Genomic DNA, 18457 nt, shown 5'->3' on the forward strand with positions numbered 1-18457 from the left:
TGCCTGCGGCATCCCGCGCCGATCCGCGCATCCCGAAACCGACCATTTGGAGCCACCTGTGGCCGAGCAGTCCCGCCTCGACAAAGTCATCGCCCTCGCCCGTCACCGCGGGTTCGTCTTCCAGGCGGGCGAGATCTACGGCGGTTCGCGCTCCGCGTGGGACTACGGCCCCCTCGGCACCGAGCTCAAAGAGAACATCCGGCGCCAGTGGTGGCAGACGTTCGTGCGGGGCCGGGGCGACATGGTCGGCCTCGACTCGTCGATCATCCTGCCCAAGCGCGTCTGGGAGGCCTCGGGCCACGTCGCGACCTTCACCGACCCGCTCGTCGAGTGCCTGCAGTGCCACAAGCGGTTCCGCGAGGACACCCTCATCGAGGACTTCGAGGCGCGCAAGGGCCGGAAGGCCGAGAACGGCCTCGGCGACGTGCCCTGCCCGAACTGCGGCACGAAGGGTCAGTACACCGAGCCCAAGTCGTTCTCGGGTCTCGTGAAGACCTACCTCGGCGTCGTCGACGACGAGTCGGGCCTGTACTTCCTGCGCCCGGAGACCGCCCAGGGCATCTTCGTGAACTTCTCCAACGTGCTCACGGCCAGCCGCAAGAAGCCGCCGTTCGGCATCGGCCAGGTCGGCAAGGCGTTCCGCAACGAGATCACCCCCGGCAACTTCATCTTCCGCACCCGCGAGTTCGAGCAGATGGAGATCGAGTTCTTCACGCCGCCGGCTGAGGCGCAGGAGTGGTTCGAGCACTGGGTCGAGGCCTGCTGGGACTGGTTCATCGACCTCGGCATCGACGCCGACAACATGCGCCGCTTCGACGTGCCCGAGGACGACCGCGCGCACTACTCCGCCGGCACGATCGACGTCGAGTACCGCTTCGGCTTCCCCGGCAAGGAGTGGGGCGAGCTCATGGGCGTCGCGAACCGCACCGACTACGACCTCGGCAGCCACACCGAGGCGTCCGGTCAGTCGCTCACCTACTTCGACCAGGCCTCCGGCGAGAAGTACACCCCGTACGTCATCGAGCCCTCGTTCGGTCTGACCCGCGCCATGATGGCCTTCCTCGTCGACGCATACGACGAAGAGGAGGTGCCGAACGCGAAGGGCGGCGTCGACAGTCGCACCGTGCTGCGGCTCGACCCGCGCCTCGCGCCGGTCAAGGCGGCGGTCCTGCCGCTGAGCCGCAACGAGCGCCTGTCGCCGCTGGCGCGCGAGGTCGCCGACACGCTGCGCGGACGCGGGTGGAACGTCGACTTCGACGACGCGGGCGCGATCGGCCGCCGCTACCGCCGCCAGGACGAGGTCGGCACCCCGTTCTGCGTCACGGTCGACTTCGACTCGCTCGACGACCGTGCCGTCACCGTGCGCGACCGCGACACGATGGCGCAGGAGCGCATCGCGCTCGACGCGCTCGAGGGCTACCTCGCCGAGCGCCTGCGCGGCGCCTGACCCCCGGCGTCGGCCGGCGCCGTGAGCAGCGCAGAGACCAGGGCCGCGGGCTAGGACTTCGCCGCGGCCTTGGCGGCGCGCTTGTGCTCGCGCACCTTCGTGAGCGACTCGGGCGAGACGATGTCGGCGACCGAGCGGAACGAGCCCTCGTCGCCGTATGAGCCGGCGGCCGCACGCCACCCGTCGCCGGTGAAGCCGTACTGCTTGCCGAGGAGTGCGAGGAAGATCTTCGCCTTCTGCTCGCCGAAGCCCGGCAGCGCCTTCAGCCGCTTCAGGACCGTGGGTCCGTCGGGGTCGCCCGCGGTCCAGATCGCCGCGGCGTCGCCGTCCCAGTCGTCGACGATCGTCTGGCACAGGGTCTGCACGCGGCCCGCCATCGACCCGGGGAACCGGTGCACCGCGGGCGACTGGCGGAACACCTCGACGAATGCGTCGGGGTCGTAGCCCGCGATCGTCGCGGCGTCGACGTCGCCCGCCCGCTCGCGGATCTTCAACGGCCCGCTGAACGCGGTCTCCATCGCGATCTGCTGGTCGAGCAGCATCCCGATCAGCAGCGCCAGCGGGTTCTCGGTCAGCAGCTGGTCGGCGTCGGCGTCGTCGGTGATGTGCAGGCTCATGGCATCCATGTTCTCATCGGCGCCGAGGCGGCAGGATGGAGGGATGACGGATCTCGCGCAGCACGCGCACGACACCCGCGTCGTCGTGGTCGGCGGCGGCATCGCCGGTATCGTCGCGGCCCTCGAGTGCGCGCGGCTGGGGCTGCGGGTGACGCTTCTCGAAGCCGCCCCGCACCTCGGCGGCTCGCTCGACCGCGTCGCGCTCGGCGGCATCGTTGTGGACGCCGCCGCCGACGGCATCCCGGCCTCGGCCCAGACCCTGACGGCGCTCGTCGACGAGGTCGGGCTGGCCGACGAGCTCGAGACCCCGCGGGACGACCGTCTCTGGCTCGCGGCGGGTCCCCGCGGCGCGGCTCCGGCACCCGCTGAGACCGTGCTCGGCATCCCCGCGAACCCGTGGGCCGACGACGTGCGTCGGCACATCGAGACGCGCGGCGCGTGGCGGGCCTACGTCGATCGCTTGCGCCCGCCCCTCACGGTCGGACGGCGCCGCAGCCTCGGCGATCTCGTCGAGTCGCGCATGGGCGCACGCGTGCGCGACCGCCTCGTCGCGCCCTACGTCCTCGCCGTCCACGGGGTGGCTCCGGAGTTCATCGACGTGGACGCTGCGGCACCGTCGCTCAACCCGGCCCTCACCCGCACCGGATCGCTGAGCGGCGCCGTCGCGCAGACGCTGCGTTCGGGATCGCCGCCGCGATCCGCCCCGCGCGGCGGCCTTCACCGCCTCGTCGATGCGCTTGCCGCCCGTCTCCGCGATTTCGATGTCGACATCCGTACGGGCTCCCGCGTCTCGGCCGTCCGACGTGACGGCGGCGGTACGGGCTGGCTCGTCGCGACCGACGGCGCGAGCGAGGAGGTCGGCGCCGACCTCCTGGTGCTGGCGAGCGACGAAGACGCCACCCGCGCGCTGCTCGCACCGCACCTGACGCTCCCTCCGAGCGCGGGTCCGCGTCCCGATCCGCTCGAGACGGTCATGCTGCGCATCGCCGGGGTGCCGCTGCCCGCGCGGGGATCGCTGGTCGTCGGCGGTGGCCCGGCGCCCGCGACGGTGCGGCCGGTGTCGCAGACCTGGCCTTCGCTGCGCGACGCGCTGCCCGCGGGCGAGGAGGTGCTGCGTGTGACCCAGCCGCCGACCGCGGGTGATGACCGCGAAGCCGTCGCAGCCGCGTGCCGGGCGGCCTCGGACCTTTTCGGAGTCGGCATCGGCGAGCCCGCGGTGCGCGCGGCCGCCCGTGTCGTCTACTCGCGTGCCGCCCCCGCCTCGCTGCTGGGGCACGCCGAGGCGGTCGCGGCGATCCGTGATCGCGCGCGCACCGTCGCGGGGCTCGCGCTCGTGGGCGGATGGCTGTCGGGCAACAGTCTCGAGCGGGTCGCCGCCGATGCCGTGGCGGAGGCGGCCACCGCGCGGCACGCGGTGCTCTGGAGAGAGCAGGGGCGGCCATGATAGTCGGCGGCGCGGGGTTACGGGAGTGGATACCCGACACGGCATACGGCGATAGCCTGGACCCACGCAGCAACGTCGAACGTGAGGAGACCCCATGAGGGGCAAGATTGGCATCGCCGTCGGACTCGCCGCGGGCTACGTGCTCGGCGCACGCGCCGGACGTGGGCGCTACGAGCAGATCAAAGAGAAGGCCCAGCAGGTCTGGGAGCTCGACCCCGTGCAGAAGCAGGTGGGCAAGGTGACGGAGCTCGGCAAGTCCGCCGCTCTCGCCGTGCCCAGCGTCGTCTGGGACAGCGCGAAGAAGGTCGCCAAGGCGGCCGGCAAGAAGGGCTCGGCCGGCGAGAAGCTCGACGCCACGATCGCGGAGGGCGAGAAGGCCGCGAGCGACGTGCGCAAGGCCGCGGAGCGCGACGCGCGCAAGGTCGCCGACGCGAGCGCCGCGGCGGACAGCTGAGATGAGCACGCCCCGCGGATTCCGCGATCGCGCCGATGACAGCCTGCTCACCCTGATCGGTGAGATCCCGGAGCTCGTCCGCAATCTCGTCGTCGCCGAGATCGACTCGGCGAAGGCATGGGCGAAGAAGACGGGCAAGGACGCCGGGCTCGGCGGCGTCTGGTTCATCGTCGCGCTCTTCTTCCTCTTCTGGACGATTCCCGCCATCGGCGCGTTCGCGATCATCGGACTGACGTCGTGGCTGCCGGCGTGGGCGGCCTCGCTCATCGTGATCGGTGTGCTGCTCGTGATCGCCGCCGTGTTCGCGGTGCTCGGACTGTTCCGCTTCAAGCGGCTCAGTTCGCGCCAGAACCCCGCCCAGGCGATCTCCACCGACGCCAAGATCGTGAAGGAAGCAGCCGATGAGTTCTGAGCTCTCCACCACCGCCGTGCCGCTCGGCATCACCGATCCCGTCGAGAAGGCCCGCGCCGAGCTGAAGGCCGCGCTCGCCGCGATAGAGCTCAAGGCGAACCTGCCCAAGCGCGCCGTCCTCGCGACCGACCGCGCGACCCGCGAGGCGCGCGCCTACGCGCAGCGCAACCCCGCAGGTGCGGCGGCCGCCGCGGTGGGCGTCGCCGTCGCGGTGGGCGCCGCGGTCTGGGGCATCGCGCGTCTCATCGCCCGCTGACCGGGCCGACACCGTCGGTTCGGCGGCCTCGGCGGCCGTCCGAGCCGTTCCCGGAGCAACCGAGTCCGGATCGATATCCGGCATCGGCACCGCGCCTCCGGAGCGGGGTATGCTCGGGAAACGAGGCAGCGGCGATGGAGCGGGTGCTGCCGATGTTGCGAACCCGGGTCTGCACCATCCGGAGAAGGAACGCGCGTCGGCCGCTCGATCGGGGCGGCGACGCCTCATGAGAGCCACCATATGCATGACGATCCCGGCCACGCGGAGCCGAAGAAGCCGCTGCGCGGATGGCGCGTGCTCGTGCCTCGCGGGGGGCCGTGGGGCGACCAGGTCGCCGCTCTGCTCCGGAGCCACGGCGCGACGCCCGTCATCGCTCCGCTCGTGAACTTCGCCCCGACGACCGATGTCGCCGATCTCGAGGGCGCGCTGGCCGAGCTCGCTTCGGGCGCGTTCGACTGGATCACGCTCACCAGCGCCACGACGGTCGATGTGCTCTACGCCTATCGGGCCGAGATCCCCGCGCGCACGCGGGTCGCAGCAGTGGGCGAGACGACGGCCGCCGCGCTCACGGCCGTCGGCTACCGGGTCGACCTGGTGCCGGACGAGGACGACTCCGCGGCCGGGCTCGCGGAGCAGATCCTCGCGATCGAGCCGTCGCCCACGCGGGTGCTGGCCCTGCGGAGCGAGGTCGCCAAGCCGGTGCTGACACGGATGCTGATCGAGGCGGGCCACGATGTGCGCAGCGTCGTCGCCTATCGCACCGTCGGCGTACCCGTGACCGAGCGCATCGCCGCGGACGTCGCGAGCGGACGCATCAACGCCGTCCTGGTCACGAGCGGGTCGGTCGCCGAGCAGGTGAGCGAGCAGTTCCCGGATCTGCCCGACGCGACGCTCGTCGCCGCCATCGGGCCGCGCACGGCGCGAGACGCCCGCAAGCTGGGTCTCGGCGTCGACGTCGTCGCCGCCGAGACGACGATCACGTCGCTCATCGAAGCGATCTCACGGCAGCCGGCGCCGGCGCCGGCCACGGACGCCTCGGCATCCTGAGTCCGGACGGCCGCCGGCCGCCGCCGCGATCGTTGCCGCTCTGTAAGCAAATCGTGGGTCCGCTGCTGGCAGACTGAGACGCATGGTGACCCTGCTGCTCGACTCTGCGCAGCTCGAGGTCGTCCTCTCGGCGACCGAGCGTGCTGCGGCGTTCCACCGGGGCAACGTCGCGGTGGTGCGCGAGCACATCACGAAGGTCCAGCTGACCGACGACGCCTGGTCGTGGCTTCGCGGTGTCCCGCGCCCGGGGCTCCTGGTTCCCGGGGTCATCGCCGCGGGCTCGTTCGAGTCGGCGGGCGGAAGCGACTTCGTGCTCGTCCGGCGCCGCCGGCCGTCGGTCGTCGTCGACCTCGATGGCGACGACGGGTTCCAGCGCCTCATCCTGACGACCCGGCACGGGCTCGCGCTCGTGCAGGCGCTGCGGCTGGACGTAGAGGACGAACCCGCCGACGTCGTGGACCTGGTCGCCGATCAGACCACGTCGCGTCGCCACGACACGACGTAGCCGATCACCGCGAAGATCATCGCGTAGCCCGCCAGCACCAGGCCGCCGGCCCACCAGTCGAGCGGCTGCCCGGCGCCTCCTCCCATCACGGCGTAGATGCTGTCGCCGGCCAGTGCATCGGATGCGGCCCCGGGAAGGAAGCGCACCACGTCCGCGAGACCGTCGACGAGGCTCGCCCCGACACGCGCGATCGGCTCGACGAACTGCGTGAAGGCGAGGATGCCGACCACCGCGGCTATCTGGTTGCGGATGAGCGTGCCGAGCGCGATGCCGACGAGCACCCAGAGCACGAGCGCGAGCAGCATCCGCCCCGCGAACGCCCACGTCTCGGGCCGTTCGAGCTGCGGGTCGACGCCGAACAGGGCGAGCGCCCCACCGCCGGCCCCGATCGTCGACGCCACGGCCGCTCCACCGAACACCAGGCCCATGACCACGCCGGCCAGCATCTTCGCCGTCAGCGCCACGCCGCGTCGCGGGGTGGCGAGGAACGTGGGGGTGAGGGTCTTGTGGCGGTACTCGCCCGTCACCAGCAGCGACCCCACGATCAAGGGGAAGACGTAGCCCATCGCCGTCGCGAGCCCGTAGATGAGACTCGGCAGACGGTCGCCGAGTCCCGTCGGCAGGGTCGCGCCCGCGAGTGCTCCGGTCTCGCCTGCGCCGAAGACGGCGGCCATGCCGCCGGCCGTCCCGCCGATGTAGAGCACGAGCACGATCAGGAGGATCCACCACACCGACGTGGAGAACTGCTTCGTCAGCTCCGAGCGGGTCGCGTTCACGAGGTTCATGGCGTCTGCTCCTCGTTCGTCGACGCCGCGGAGTCCGCCGGGCCGCCGTTGGCGGACGAATGGACGCGCGCGCCGCTGACCAGCTCGAGGAAGACCTCTTCGAATGCGGGGCCCTTGCGCTGCAGCGCGGTCAGCGCGATGCCGGCATCGGCGGCGATGCGTCCGACGGTGGGGGCGTCGGCGCCGCGCACCGCGAGCCCGGTCCGGCGCTCATCGCTCTCGTAGCCGGCGGCCGACAGTGCCCGGCGCAGCGCATCGCGATCGTCGGCGTCGACGACCGTGGCGATCTCGTCGGGCGGCACGACGTACTCGATGCCGCCCTGGTAGACGAGGTGCCCGCGAGTGATGATCATGAGCGAGTCGACCGACTGCTGCACCTCGGCGAGCAGGTGCGACGAGATCAGCACCGTGCGGCCTTCAGCGGCGAGATCGCGGAGGAAGCGGCGGATCCAGCGGATGCCCTCGGGATCGAGCCCGTTCGTCGGCTCGTCGAGGACGAGCACGCCGGGGTCGCCGAGCAGGGCGTAGGCGAGGCCCAGGCGCTGTCGCATCCCGAGCGAGAACCCGCCGACCTTGCGCCCCGCGACGTCACCCAGCCCGACCATGCCGAGTGCCTCGTCGACGCGCGTCGAGGCGATGCCCGCGGCGTGGGCGTAGACCCGCAGATGGGCGGCCGCCGATCGTCCGGGGTGGAAGCTCGAGGACTCGAGCACGGCGCCGACGGTCTGCAGGGGGTGGGCGAGGTCGCGGTACGCCCGGCCGCCGATCGTGGCGGAGCCGGAGGTGGGTGCGATCAGCCCGAGGAGGATGCGGAGGGTCGTGGTCTTGCCGGCGCCGTTGGGTCCGAGGAAGCCGGTCACGACGCCCGGTTCGACACGCGCGGTGAGCCCGTCGACCGCTGCGACGGGCCCGAAACGCTTGGCCACGTCGGAGAACTCCAGCATCTGTCCGTCCGCCATCGCGCCTCCTCTCCCCGGGTGATATGCCCCCATCCTGCCCGACGGCCCTGCGCCACCGCGAACTTCGCGCTCCGCCGACGGCACGGAGAGCGCCGCGGGAGCGGGCCGGGAGCTGGGGCTGCCGTCGTGGGGCGGTAGCGTGGCGAAGGTGACCGACGCCGCTGCATCCGACCCGCGCGTCCGGGTTCGCGTCGACCGCGCACTCGGGCACCTGACCCTCGACCGGCCCCGCGCCATCAACGCCCTCGACATCGGGATGGTGCACGACCTGTCGGCAGCGCTCGACGCTTGGGAGCACGATCCCGGCGTCGACGCCGTGCTGCTCGACGGCGTGGGGGAGCGCGGCTTCTGTGCGGGCGGCGACGTGCGCGGCCTCTACGACCAGATCGTCGCTGGGGACGTGGCCGAGACGGCGCACTTCTTCCGTGCCGAGTACGCGCTCAACGCGCGCATCGCGTCGTACCCGAAGCCCGTCGTCGTCTTCGCCGACGGCGTGACGATGGGCGGAGGCATCGGCTTGGCCGGTCACGCGGCCGTCCGAGTGGTGACCGAGCGCTCGCGCCTGGCGATGCCGGAGGTCCGCATCGGCTTCACCCCGGATGTCGGCGGCAGTCTGCTGCTCGCCCGCGCGCCGGGTCGGGTGGGGGAGTATCTGGCGCTGACCGGGGCATCGGTCGACGCTGCCGATGCCATCTACGCCGGCCTCGCCGATCATCTCGTGCCCTCGGAGCGCCTCGACGATCTGCGCGAGGCGCTCGTGAGCCGCGCCGATCCGCAGACCGCGACCGAGTTGGTGCTGCTCTTCGACGAGACGGCCGGCCCCGCCGGGCTCGAGGCTGCGAGGTCGTGGATCGACGACGCCTTCTCCGCCGACACCGTGGCCGAGATCCACGCTCGGCTGCGCGCTCGCAGTGAACCCGATGCGACCGCGACGGCCGACCTGCTCGAGACGCTGCCCCCGACCGCCCTCGCGGTCACTCTCGCCGCCGTCCGCGCTGCGCGTGCGCACGACGACCTGCGGGCGGTGCTCGCCCAGGAGTACCGCCTGGTGCTGTGGTTCGCCTCGACGCAGCCCGATCTGGTCGAGGGGATCCGGGCACGTCTGGTCGACAAGGACGGTGCCCCCGCATGGTCGCCGGCGTCGTCCGCCGACCTCGCGGACGACATCGTCGAGCGGGCGTTCTCGTTCGAGCCCGTCCCCGCCCTCTGGGGCTGACCGGCGCACGGAGCCCGGGCACATCGGGACGTAATAGTCTCGGGATGCTGTGCGCCTGAGCCCGGACGCGATCACCCGGGCGCGAGGGAGGGTCCGTGTTCGACAGTCCACTGTCCGCCTCGGCGTACGAGGTGTTGGGCGTCGCGCCCGACGTCGACGACGACGAGCTGCGCCGTGCCTATCGGCTGCGGCTGCGCCAGACCCATCCCGACACCGGTGGCGACGCCGTCGCGTTCGTCCAGGTGCAGCGGGCGTGGGATCTGGTCGGAACGGCCGTCGCCCGGGCGGCCTACGACCGCGGGCACGGCTTCGCGGACGCGCCCTCGTTCTCGCCCGAGGCTCCGACGTGGCGCCCGCCGCAGCGCACCGCCGACACCCGTCCGCGCGCGCGGACCTTCGGGCAGCCGGGCGGCTGGCGACGCGAGCGGTACCTGACGCTCATCCGCGAGTGGGTCGGACGAGGGGCGCCGGTCGACGATCCCTACGACCCCGCGCTGGTGCGCACCGCGCCGCACGAGATCCGTCGCCTCCTCGCCGACGCGCTCGCCGAGGAGGCGACCGCCCGGATCGTCGCAGATCTCGGCATGGGGTACACCGTCTGGCACGACGTCGCCGCCGACCCGCGCGACCCGGACGTCAAGCTCGACCACGTCGTGCTCGGTCCGTCGGGGCTGTACGCCGTCCTGTCGGAGGATTTCGGGGTCGGCGTCCGCACTCGTCGCGGCGAGCTGATCGGCGACGGGATCGACGCGCCGATCGCTACCCTCGTGCAGCGTGCCCGCGCCCTGAGCCGGGCGGCCCGGGTGAAGTTCAGCGGCGCGATCGTGGTCCTGCCCGACGACGACGTCGTGCAGGCCATCGAGGAGGTCGGGCGCGTCCGCGGTCTCGCCGTCGCGGTGGTCGGTCGATCGGCCCTCGCGACGGTCCTCCGCCGCGGCGTCGCCGGTGCCCGCGAGATCGGTGGCAACGAGCTCTTCGACGTTCGCACCCGGCTGCAGCAGACCGTGCGCTTCGTGTGACCTCGGCGGGCCGTCAGTCGGCGAGGCCCCACAGCTGCAGCGGGTGACTGAGACGCCACCAGGCGTCGGGGTCGGGGATGTCCGAGGTGAGGTGCAGCGGTGTCGTGGCGGTGCCGAGCGGGCCGGTGAGTGTCAGCTCTCCGGCCGCGTCGCCGGCCGTCCGCCCATCACCGAGGTCGAAGGTCGACGTCGTCTGCGAGCCCTGGGCGTTCCAGAGCGCGACCCGGATGTCGACGTCGGTGACGATCTCGGCGGTCGCGCCCCATGCGGTGGTGGCGGCTCCCGCGACGGTCCCTGCGGGCAGCATGGGCGACGCGGCGATCTCGGCGAGGGTGCGGTCGAGCAGTGCCGCCGTCGCCGAGTGACGAGTCTCGTCGTCGGGCTGATCGAGCGCTGCGGCGTAGGCGCGCACGGTGACGCCGTCGAACGTGGTGTCCTTCGCGGCGACCAGGTTGTACGAGCCGAAGAGACTGCCCGTCTTGACCCCGACGACGGCGGGGTCGGCGAGGAGGGCGTTGGTGTTCTCGACCACTCCCGCGCCCGGCAAATCGACGGAGCGCTGCGAGACGATGTCGGCGATGACGGGGTCGGCCATGGCCGTCTGGGCCAGGGCGACGACGGACGCGGCATCCGCGGTGTTGTCCGGATCGATCCCGCTCGAGTCGACGACCGTGACGCCCCCGAGACCGTGCTGCTGGAGCCACGCGTTGGCCGCCTCGGCATAGACGTCCTCGTTCGGCCACAGGTCGAACACGAGCCGATCGGCGTAGTTGTTGGCCGAGCCGATGAGCACGCCCTGCAGCAGCTGGTACTGGGTGAGGATGCCGTCGACGGGCACGTCGAGCGCGGACTGATCTGCCGCGAGGTACGAGCGGTACTCGCGCCGGTCGGCGGAGGTGAACGCGAACTCGGGGCCCTGCTCGCCCGCGGCGAGCGGCATCTGGTCGAGCACCACGAGAGCGGTCACGAGCTTCGTGATGCTCGCGATCGACTCGCGGTCGACCGAGGAGGCCGTCACCGCGCCGAGACCGTCGACGGCGGTGGCGCCGACACCCTCCGCGGGCCAGGCGGGCTGCGCCGCGGCGGCGGCCGGCGCCGCCACGACGGCCGAGGCGAGGTCGGGCGCGACGGCATCGAGCGGCCACAGCAGAGTGGATGCGGCGTACCCGCCGACCACGAGGGCGGCGACGCCGAGCGTCGGCAGGGCGGCTGCGGCGGGAACGAGCGGGCGGCGCGGTCGATCGGCGAGCAGATCGGCGTGTGCGAGGGCGTATGGCCCGGCCGATGCGGCGGCGTCGCGCGTGCCGTTGCGGCCCGCGACGGCGTCCTCGTCGACCCAGGCGAGCGCGGTGCGCGTCGAGCCGGTTCCGCCACGCGCTCCGTCTTCCCGCTGCCGCAGCGCGCGCCGCGAGGCGGCTGACGGGTCGGGAGAGCTCACCCGCCCAACGTACAACGGCCGCGCGACGTTATACTTCATCGACAACCACGGGAGTCCGGTGAGCCGGGCTGAGAGGAAGCGATCCACGCTTCGACCGTCGAACCTGATCCGGATCATGCCGGCGCAGGGAGGAGAGATCATGCACGCTGCTGCGTCCACCACGACCGAGTCCGCCGATCGTCGCGCGGGAGGCACGCCGGGCCGCTTCCGCTGGCGCGTCGTCGACATCGTCATCGCGAGCGTCATCGGCGTCGCGTGCGCCGCCGTGTTCCTGCTGTGGAACGTCGCCTACCAGGGGCCGTCGGCCGTGCTGACCCCCCTGCTGCCGGGGGTGCAGGGCCTCGTGGCCGGTCCGTGGCTCATCGCGGGCGTGCTCGGCGGACTCATCATCCGCAAACCCGGCGCGGCCCTGTACACCGAGCTGCTCGCCGCCGTGATCTCGGCCCTCGTCGGCAACCAGTGGGGGCCGCTGACGATCGTGTCGGGTCTCGTCCAGGGGCTGGGCGCCGAGCTGATCTTCCTCGTCTTCCTGTACGCGGCCTGGCGCCTCCCCGTCGCCGTGCTCGCGGGCGCGGGCGCCGGACTGGCGTGCGGGATCAACGACCGGGTCCTCTGGTACCCGGGCGCCGACACGCTTTTCACGTCGGTCTACATCGCCTCGACGACCGTCTCGGGCGCCGTGATCGCGGGCCTGGGGGCGTGGCTCATCACGCGCGCTCTCGCGCGCACCGGCGCGCTGAGCCGGTTCGCCGCCGGTCGCGAAGCCACCACGCGCGTCTGACGGTGCCCGGCACGGGAACGGACCGGCCGGCGGCTCTCGAGGCCCGCGGTTGGGGATGGCGGTACGCCACCCGCAAGGCGTGGGCCGTGCGCGAGAGCACGTTGCGCATCGAACCCGGCGAGCGGGTGCTGCTGCTCGGGGCGTCCGGCTCGGGTAAGTCGACGGTGCTGCAGGGCCTGGCGGGCGTGCTCGGGGGCGCCGACGAGGGCGAGCAGGAGGGCCGGCTGCTCGTCGACGGGCTTCCCGCCGCGGGCGTCCGCGGGCGCGCGGGCCTCGTGTTGCAGGACCCCGACAGCCAGACCATTCTGGCGCGGGTCGGCGACGACGTCGCCTTCGGTTGCGAGAACCTCGGCGTACCCCGTCGCGAGATCTGGGATCGGGTGAGGGCCGCGCTGGACGCCGTGGGTCTCGATGTGCCGCTCGACCGGTCCACCGCTGCGCTCTCGGGCGGGCAGAAGCAGCGGCTCGCCCTCGCCGGCGTCGTGGCCATGCGCCCCGGAGCGATCCTGCTCGACGAGCCGACAGCGAACCTCGACCCCGCCGGGGTCATCGACGTGCGCGATGCCGTCGCCCGCGCCCTCGCGGCGAGCGGGGCGACCCTCGTCGTGATCGAGCACCGCATCGAGGCATGGCTGCCGGTCGTCGACCGGGTCATCGTGCTCGCGGCCGGGGGCGGGGTGATCGCCGACGGCGACCCCCGGACGGTGCTGTCCGAACGCGGCGACGAGCTCGCGGCGGCGGGCGTGTGGGTGCCCGGCATCCGCCCGTCCTTCCCCCCGCCGCCCGCGGCCGCGCCGGGCCGCGTCCTGCTGTCGGCCGACCGGGTCGTGGTGGGGCGCGTCGCGGGCCGGGTCGCAGCGGGTCCGGTGGACCTCGAAGTGCGCGAGGCCGAGGTGCTCGGCGTCGTCGGCGCGAACGGCGCAGGGAAGTCGACGCTCGGCCTGACCCTGGCCGGCCTTCTGCCGCCCCAGGGCGGGGCGGTGCACGCCTCGCCGGAGCTCGCCGCCGGCGCGGCCCTCATGCCCCGCCGCCGGCGTCGTGCCTCGCGAGACCCGCGCGGCGTCGACGGTTCGGCCCTCGGAGCCTCGGCCGATCCCGCGGCGTGGACGTCGACGGCACTGCTGACCCGCATCGGCACGGTGCTCCAGGAGCCCGAGCACCAGATCCTGCGCGCCACGGTGCGCGACGAGCTCGAGGTCGGACCGCTCGCGCTCGGACTCGGTCGTGCCTCGACCGCCGAGCGGGTCGACGAACTGCTCGAACGGCTGCGTCTGGCGACCCTCGCCGGCGCCAACCCGTACACACTCTCGGGCGGCGAGAAGCGTCGTCTCACCGTGGCGGCGATGCTCGCCGCGCGCCCGCGGGTGGTGGTGCTCGACGAGCCGACCTACGGACAGGACGCCCGCACATGGGCGGAGCTCGTCGCGATCATCGCGGCGCTGCGAGACGGCATCGACGACCGCGGCCCCCTCGGCGTCGTCGCGATCACGCACGACGACGCGGTCCTCGACGCGCTGTCCGCCCGTCGGTTCGAGCTCGCGGCGGCAGACGGGGCCTCCGCATGACGGCGGCGTCTGCACGGGGGGGTCAGTCGCCTGTCGCGATGCGCGGCCTCGCGACGCGCAACCCTGTCGCAAAGCTTCTGGCCGCGCTTCTGATCGCCCTGCCCCTCGTCATCACGATCGACCCGGTGTCGGCCGGTGTCGCACTCGTGCTCGAGCTGCCCCTGCTGCTGGCCGCGGGCATCGGATGGCGGCGCTTCTGGCTGCGGACCCTGCCGCTGTGGATCGCGGCTCCGGCCGCCGCGGTGACGATCTCGCTGTATGGCGAGCAGAGCGGCGCCGAGCTCTTCGCGTGGGCCTTCGTCCACGTCAGCGAGGGCTCGGTGGCTCTCGGTTTCGCCGCGGCACTGCGCGTCCTCGCGATCGGGCTGCCCGCGGTGGTGCTCTTCATCACCGTCGACCCGACCGACCTCGCCGACGGGCTCGCGCAGATCCTCCGGCTTCCGGCGCGCTTCGTGATCGGCGGCCTGGCGGGGATGCGGATGCTCGGCCTGCTGGCCGAGGACTGGCGAGCGCTCGCCCTGGCGCGGCGAGCCCGGGGGGTCGCGGATGCGGGGCGGCTGCGACGCGCGCTGGGGATGGCCTTCGCGCTGCTCGTGCTCGCGATCCGCCGCGGGTCGGCGCTCGCCACCGCCATGGAGTCACGCGCCTTCGGCGCACCGGGTCGGCGCACCTGGGCCCGGGAGTCGCGCCTCACGGCATCCGATGTCGTCATCATCGCCGGGGGGCTCGCGATCTCGGCCGCGGCACTGTCGGTGTCGATCGGGGTCGGCGCCTTCCACCCCGTCTTCGGGGCAGGCTGAGGCGGGTCTCAGAGTGCGCCGACGGACGTCTCGGCCAGTCGGCGTGCCAGCGCCTCCTCGACGATGAGCTCGGTGATGAGGCCGGCGGCGAGCGCACCGCGCAGCGCGTCGAGCTTGGTCAGGCTCGACACCGCGCACAGGCGGCGCGGGATGCGCCGGATGGCCTCGAGCGAGGGGCCGCTCGACCGTGCGTTCAGCTCGATGCCCGTCGCCGAGCCGTCGAGGCGGTAGAACACGGTGGCGCAGTCACCGACCACACCGTCGCGCAGCAGCGAGCGCAGGTCTTCACCGGTCAGGTAGCCGCCGGCGTAGACGTGAGACGGCACATCGGCGTGGGGCGAGCCGAGACCGAACACGAAGACCTGCACCCGCGACTGCGCGTCGAGCACGCGCCGGATGGAACGCTCCCGCCACAGCAGCTGCTTCGTGAGGGGGTCGTCGAAGAGCGCGGGCACGGGGAACTGCTGCACATCCGTGCCGAAGGCCTGGCCGAATCGCTCGAGGATCGCGCCGGAGTACGAGATCCCCGATGTCGTCTCGTTGGCCGCGCCGTTCATCTGCACGATCTGCGAGTCGTGGAGCCGCTTCGTGGGCAGGTGCCGCGCGATGGCCGACACGGTCGCACCCCACGCGATGCCGATGCTCGCGTCGGGGTCGAGCGTCGACGACAGCACGTGTGCGGCCGTGCGCGCCGTGCGCTCGAGCCGCTCTGCGTCGTTCGTGCGCGGCGGCGTGCTCACGACGTGGACCGAGATCCCGAAGCGCTCCGCGAGGCGGCGGGCGACGACCGAGTTCGCCTCGTGCGGGGAGTGCACCGTGATCTCGACGAGACCGATGTCGCGCGCGTGCGCGAGCAGACGCGAGACCGACGACCGCGAGAGGGTCATCTCGCTCGCGATCTGATCCATGGTGCGATCCTGCACGTAGTACAACTGCGCCGCCCGCAGCGCGTCGCGCGTGCGTGCCTCAGCCTCGGCGTCGGTGCTCATCGTCGTCCGTCCTGCACGTTCGTGCATCGCCGCAGCGCGTGTGCACGTTTGTTCATGACCGTTGCGCATCCGTGCGGTGGACCCCAGTGTAGATCGGGACAGCCGTGGAAAAGGGATGCATCATGACCGAGTCGACGCCGACCACCCGCACCAACATCCGAGCCTTGCGCGATCGGCCCCACGCCGAGGTGCTCGTGATCGGTGGGGGCGTCAACGGCATCGCGACCTTCCGCGATCTGGCGCTCCAAGGCGTCGACGTCGCCCTCGTCGAGCGGAACGACTACGTGGGCGGAGCATCGTCGGCGTCGAGCCACATGATCCACGGCGGCGTCCGTTACCTCGAGAACGGCGAGTTCCGTCTCGTCCAGGAGTCGGTGACCGAACGCAACCGCCTCGTGCGCAACGCCCCCCACTTCGTGAAGCCGCTGCCCACCACGATCCCGATCCGCCGCACGTTCTCGGGCATCCTCGCCGCCCCGTTCCGGCTGCTCGTGACCCACGGGCGCGGCAAGCCCCGCGAGCGCGGCGCTCTGCTGATCAAGGTCGGCCTCGTGATGTACGACACGTTCTCGCGCGACGGCGGCGCCGTACCCCGGCACCGCTTCCGCGGACGCCGCAGCTCGCGGGAGCAGTTCCCCGAGCTCGACGACCGGTTCCGTTACACCGCGACCTACTACGACGCCTCGATGCACGACCCCGAGCGCCTCGCGCTCGACGTGCTGCGCGACGGAGCGCGCGAAGACTCCGCCCGAGCAGCCAACTACGCCCCGGTCGTCGGCGCCGACGGCTCGTCGGTCATCATCCGGGACGCCGTCAGCGGTGCGGAGTTCCCGTTCACCGCCGACGTCATCGTCAACACGAGCGGCCCGTGGACCGACCTCACCAACTCCGCCCTCGGCACCCCCACGCGCTTCATGGGCGGCACGAAGGGCTCCCACGTCGTCCTCGACAACGCCGAGCTGCTCGAGGCCACCGGCGGCAACGAGATCTTCTTCGAGGCAGCCGACGGCCGCATCGTGCTGATCTACCCCCTCAAAGGCCGCGTCATGGTCGGCACGACCGACATCGACGCCGACCCCACGCGTCCCACGGTGTGCACCGACGACGAGATCGACTACTTCTTCGACCTCATCGCCCAGGTCTTCCCCGACATCGCCGTCGATCGCGGGCAGATCGTCTACACCTTCTCGGGCATCCGCCCGCTGCCCCGGCACGACGACCTGGCGCCGGGGTTCGTCTCGCGCGACTACCGCATCGAGAAGGAGACCCTCGGCGACGTGCCCGTGCTGAGCCTCGTCGGCGGCAAATGGACGACGTTCCGGGCGCTCGCCGAGCACCTCGCGACCGATGTGCTCGGTCTGCTGCGGCGCCCGCGTCGGGTCGCCACCACCGACCTCGCGATCGGCGGCGGCGCGGGTTATCCGCGCACCGACGACGCCCGACGGCGCTGGGTCGAGTCCCACCGCGGGGCCCACAGCGCGGCTTTCGCCGACCGGATGCTGGAGCGCTACGGCACCTACGCGCAGGAGGTGCTCGCGGCCCTGCCCGTGACCCAGCGCGAGCTCCGTCACGCGCCCGGCTACTCGGCCGAGGAGATCGCGTTCCTCGCCGAGCGCGAGGAGGTCGTGACGCTCATGGACATCCTGCTGCGCCGCACCTCGATCGCCTTCGTCGGCGGGGTGACGACCGAGACGCTGACGGAGGTCGCCGAGGCGGCCGCTCCGGCGCTGGGCTGGGACGCCGAGGCCGTACGCGTCCAGGTGGAGGATGCGACTCGCGCGCTCGAGGAGTCGCACCGCATCGACGTGCGCACCTCGGGCCTCGCTCCGCTCGAGGCCTGACCGCCGCACCGAACGAACTCCGCCTCGGATCCCGGCGGGGCCCGACGCTGGAGACGATCTCGGGCCATCTCGTCGCGCGGCGATGCCGCCCGCGATGACTCTGCAGAAAGGTCGACGCTGACATGCAAGACATCAACCTCGGGCTCTACTTCCTGTCCGAGCTGGTCGGGACCACGATGCTCCTCCTCCTCGGAGGCGGCGTGGTGGCCAACGTGATCCTCGCCAAATCCAAGGGGCTCGGCGGCGGCACGCTCATGATCAACTGGGGCTGGGGTCTGGCGGTGTTCTCGGGGGTCCTGGTCTCGTCGTACTCCGGCGCGCAGCTCAACCCCGCCGTCTCGATCGGCCTGCTGGTGGGCGGTAAGATCGAGCTCGCGCAGTTCGCCGTCGCCGTCGCGGCTCAGCTGCTCGGCGGCATCCTGGGCGCGGTGCTGTGCTGGCTGACCTACCACGACCACTTCGACGCCGAGCCCGATCCGGCCAACAAGCTCGGGGTGTTCTCGACCGGCCCCGGCATCCGCAACTACGGCTGGAACCTCGTGACCGAGATCGTCGCGACCTTCGTGCTGGTGTTCGTGATCTTCGCGTTCGCCGACTACGGCGACATCCAGATCGGCGTCCCGGGAGCCCTCGGCCCCCTGACCGCGGTGCCCGTCGCCCTGCTCGTCGTCGGCATCGGAGCATCCCTCGGCGGACCCACCGGCTACGCCATCAACCCCGCCCGCGACCTCGGGCCCCGCATCGCGCACGCCCTGCTGCCGATCAAGGGCAAGGGCTCGAGCGACTGGTCGTACGCGTGGGTCCCCGTCGTGGGACCCCTCATCGGCGGTACGCTCGCGGCACTCGCCGCCTCCGTCCTGCTCGGCCTGGCCTGAACCCCGC

General features: G+C 72.4%; 19 protein-coding genes and 1 riboswitch. Of the genes, 14 read left to right on the forward strand and 5 right to left on the reverse strand.

Annotated elements, in window-relative coordinates:
• Positions 1-58 precede the first annotated feature (58 nt).
• The gene (locus BLT21_RS11325) at positions 59-1447 is read left to right on the forward strand and encodes a glycine--tRNA ligase (protein WP_091502021.1); all 1389 of its coding nucleotides are present in this window, start codon (positions 59-61) and stop codon (positions 1445-1447) included.
• 50 nt (positions 1448-1497) lie between these two features.
• On the opposite strand, the gene BLT21_RS11330 is transcribed toward BLT21_RS11325, so the two are convergent.
• On the reverse strand, positions 1498-2064 hold the full coding sequence (locus BLT21_RS11330) for an HhH-GPD-type base excision DNA repair protein (RefSeq protein ID WP_091502023.1): 567 nt from the start codon (positions 2062-2064) through the stop codon (positions 1498-1500).
• A gap of 43 nt (positions 2065-2107) precedes the next feature.
• Here BLT21_RS11330 and BLT21_RS11335 point away from each other — a divergent pair, with 43 nt between their 5' ends.
• The 6 genes from BLT21_RS11335 (at position 2108) to BLT21_RS11360 (ending at position 6182) form a co-directional block, all read left to right on the forward strand.
• Positions 2108-3508 carry a protoporphyrinogen/coproporphyrinogen oxidase gene (locus BLT21_RS11335; RefSeq protein ID WP_176786884.1) on the forward strand — a complete coding sequence of 467 codons (1401 nt, stop codon included), beginning with the start codon at positions 2108-2110 and terminating at the stop codon, positions 3506-3508.
• Between the two features lie 94 nt (positions 3509-3602).
• Positions 3603-3962: a hypothetical protein gene (locus tag BLT21_RS11340; RefSeq protein ID WP_091502027.1), complete on the forward strand. Its 360-nt coding sequence runs from the start codon at positions 3603-3605 to the stop codon at positions 3960-3962.
• Between the two features lies 1 nt (position 3963).
• A complete protein-coding gene (locus BLT21_RS11345; RefSeq protein WP_091502029.1) occupies positions 3964-4374 on the forward strand; it encodes a phage holin family protein in 411 nt (136 codons plus the stop codon).
• Complete coding sequence (locus tag BLT21_RS11350; RefSeq protein WP_091502030.1) at positions 4364-4630, forward strand: hypothetical protein; 267 nt, start codon at positions 4364-4366, stop codon at positions 4628-4630. Before BLT21_RS11345 ends, BLT21_RS11350 begins: the two co-directional genes overlap by 11 nt.
• A 240-nt stretch (positions 4631-4870) precedes the next feature.
• The gene (locus tag BLT21_RS11355) at positions 4871-5677 is read left to right on the forward strand and encodes a uroporphyrinogen-III synthase (protein WP_091502032.1); all 807 of its coding nucleotides are present in this window, start codon (positions 4871-4873) and stop codon (positions 5675-5677) included.
• 82 nt (positions 5678-5759) lie between these two features.
• Complete coding sequence (locus BLT21_RS11360; RefSeq protein WP_091502034.1) at positions 5760-6182, forward strand: hypothetical protein; 423 nt, start codon at positions 5760-5762, stop codon at positions 6180-6182.
• On the opposite strand, the gene BLT21_RS11365 is transcribed toward BLT21_RS11360, so the two are convergent.
• Positions 6149-6967 (reverse strand): ABC transporter permease subunit, encoded by an 819-nt coding sequence (locus BLT21_RS11365; RefSeq protein ID WP_091502037.1) that lies wholly within the window; start codon positions 6965-6967, stop codon positions 6149-6151. The two genes, BLT21_RS11360 and BLT21_RS11365, sit on opposite strands and share 34 nt — an antisense overlap.
• Positions 6964-7926 (reverse strand): ATP-binding cassette domain-containing protein, encoded by a 963-nt coding sequence (locus tag BLT21_RS11370; protein ID WP_091502039.1) that lies wholly within the window; start codon positions 7924-7926, stop codon positions 6964-6966. The genes BLT21_RS11365 and BLT21_RS11370 overlap by 4 nt, the downstream gene beginning before the upstream one ends.
• Before the next feature lie 148 nt (positions 7927-8074).
• Between BLT21_RS11370 and BLT21_RS11375 the strand changes: the two genes are divergently transcribed.
• Positions 8075-9142, forward strand: a complete 1068-nt coding sequence (locus BLT21_RS11375) for an enoyl-CoA hydratase/isomerase family protein (protein WP_091502286.1) — start codon at positions 8075-8077, stop codon at positions 9140-9142.
• A gap of 95 nt (positions 9143-9237) precedes the next feature.
• Positions 9238-10161: a nuclease-related domain-containing protein gene (locus tag BLT21_RS11380; RefSeq protein WP_091502042.1), complete on the forward strand. Its 924-nt coding sequence runs from the start codon at positions 9238-9240 to the stop codon at positions 10159-10161.
• 13 nt (positions 10162-10174) lie between these two features.
• On the opposite strand, the gene BLT21_RS11385 is transcribed toward BLT21_RS11380, so the two are convergent.
• Positions 10175-11599, reverse strand: a complete 1425-nt coding sequence (locus tag BLT21_RS11385) for a D-alanyl-D-alanine carboxypeptidase family protein (RefSeq protein ID WP_256336042.1) — start codon at positions 11597-11599, stop codon at positions 10175-10177.
• Positions 11600-11636: 37 nt separating this feature from the next.
• A riboswitch (TPP riboswitch) is annotated at positions 11637-11745 on the forward strand.
• Between BLT21_RS11385 and BLT21_RS11390 the strand changes: the two genes are divergently transcribed.
• The 3 genes from BLT21_RS11390 (at position 11739) to BLT21_RS11400 (ending at position 14745) form a co-directional block, all read left to right on the forward strand.
• Positions 11739-12380: an ECF transporter S component gene (locus tag BLT21_RS11390; RefSeq protein WP_091502289.1), complete on the forward strand. Its 642-nt coding sequence runs from the start codon at positions 11739-11741 to the stop codon at positions 12378-12380. (Overlaps the previous riboswitch by 7 nt.)
• 86 nt (positions 12381-12466) lie before the next feature.
• Positions 12467-13945 (forward strand): ABC transporter ATP-binding protein, encoded by a 1479-nt coding sequence (locus tag BLT21_RS11395; RefSeq protein WP_091502291.1) that lies wholly within the window; start codon positions 12467-12469, stop codon positions 13943-13945.
• A 38-nt stretch (positions 13946-13983) separates the two neighbouring features.
• The gene (locus BLT21_RS11400) at positions 13984-14745 is read left to right on the forward strand and encodes an energy-coupling factor transporter transmembrane component T family protein (protein WP_176786885.1); all 762 of its coding nucleotides are present in this window, start codon (positions 13984-13986) and stop codon (positions 14743-14745) included.
• Positions 14746-14753: 8 nt separating this feature from the next.
• Here BLT21_RS11400 and BLT21_RS11405 read toward each other — a convergent pair whose 3' ends face one another.
• Positions 14754-15734 carry a sugar-binding transcriptional regulator gene (locus BLT21_RS11405; RefSeq protein WP_091502049.1) on the reverse strand — a complete coding sequence of 327 codons (981 nt, stop codon included), beginning with the start codon at positions 15732-15734 and terminating at the stop codon, positions 14754-14756.
• Between the two features lie 122 nt (positions 15735-15856).
• Here BLT21_RS11405 and BLT21_RS11410 point away from each other — a divergent pair, with 122 nt between their 5' ends.
• Complete coding sequence (locus BLT21_RS11410; RefSeq protein ID WP_091502052.1) at positions 15857-17575, forward strand: glycerol-3-phosphate dehydrogenase/oxidase; 1719 nt, start codon at positions 15857-15859, stop codon at positions 17573-17575.
• Between the two features lie 122 nt (positions 17576-17697).
• Complete coding sequence (locus BLT21_RS11415) at positions 17698-18450, forward strand: MIP/aquaporin family protein (protein ID WP_091502054.1); 753 nt, start codon at positions 17698-17700, stop codon at positions 18448-18450.
• Positions 18451-18457: the final 7 nt, after the last annotated feature.

The sequence above is a fragment of the Microbacterium sp. cf332 genome (assembly GCF_900102175.1).
GTDB lineage: Bacteria > Actinomycetota > Actinomycetes > Actinomycetales > Microbacteriaceae > Microbacterium.

Coding starts and splice junctions, on each gene's coding strand:
- BLT21_RS11330 (WP_091502023.1), bottom strand. CDS start 2,064: ATGAGCCTGCACATCACCGACGACGCCGACGCCGACCAGCTGCTGACC.
- BLT21_RS11335 (WP_176786884.1), top strand. CDS start 2,108: ATGACGGATCTCGCGCAGCACGCGCACGACACCCGCGTCGTCGTGGTC.
- BLT21_RS11340 (WP_091502027.1), top strand. CDS start 3,603: ATGAGGGGCAAGATTGGCATCGCCGTCGGACTCGCCGCGGGCTACGTG.
- BLT21_RS11345 (WP_091502029.1), top strand. CDS start 3,964: ATGAGCACGCCCCGCGGATTCCGCGATCGCGCCGATGACAGCCTGCTC.
- BLT21_RS11350 (WP_091502030.1), top strand. CDS start 4,364: ATGAGTTCTGAGCTCTCCACCACCGCCGTGCCGCTCGGCATCACCGAT.
- BLT21_RS11355 (WP_091502032.1), top strand. CDS start 4,871: ATGCATGACGATCCCGGCCACGCGGAGCCGAAGAAGCCGCTGCGCGGA.
- BLT21_RS11360 (WP_091502034.1), top strand. CDS start 5,760: ATGGTGACCCTGCTGCTCGACTCTGCGCAGCTCGAGGTCGTCCTCTCG.
- BLT21_RS11365 (WP_091502037.1), bottom strand. CDS start 6,967: ATGAACCTCGTGAACGCGACCCGCTCGGAGCTGACGAAGCAGTTCTCC.
- BLT21_RS11370 (WP_091502039.1), bottom strand. CDS start 7,926: ATGGCGGACGGACAGATGCTGGAGTTCTCCGACGTGGCCAAGCGTTTC.
- BLT21_RS11390 (WP_091502289.1), top strand. CDS start 11,739: ATGCACGCTGCTGCGTCCACCACGACCGAGTCCGCCGATCGTCGCGCG.
- BLT21_RS11400 (WP_176786885.1), top strand. CDS start 13,984: ATGCGCGGCCTCGCGACGCGCAACCCTGTCGCAAAGCTTCTGGCCGCG.
- BLT21_RS11405 (WP_091502049.1), bottom strand. CDS start 15,734: ATGAGCACCGACGCCGAGGCTGAGGCACGCACGCGCGACGCGCTGCGG.
- BLT21_RS11410 (WP_091502052.1), top strand. CDS start 15,857: ATGACCGAGTCGACGCCGACCACCCGCACCAACATCCGAGCCTTGCGC.
- BLT21_RS11415 (WP_091502054.1), top strand. CDS start 17,698: ATGCAAGACATCAACCTCGGGCTCTACTTCCTGTCCGAGCTGGTCGGG.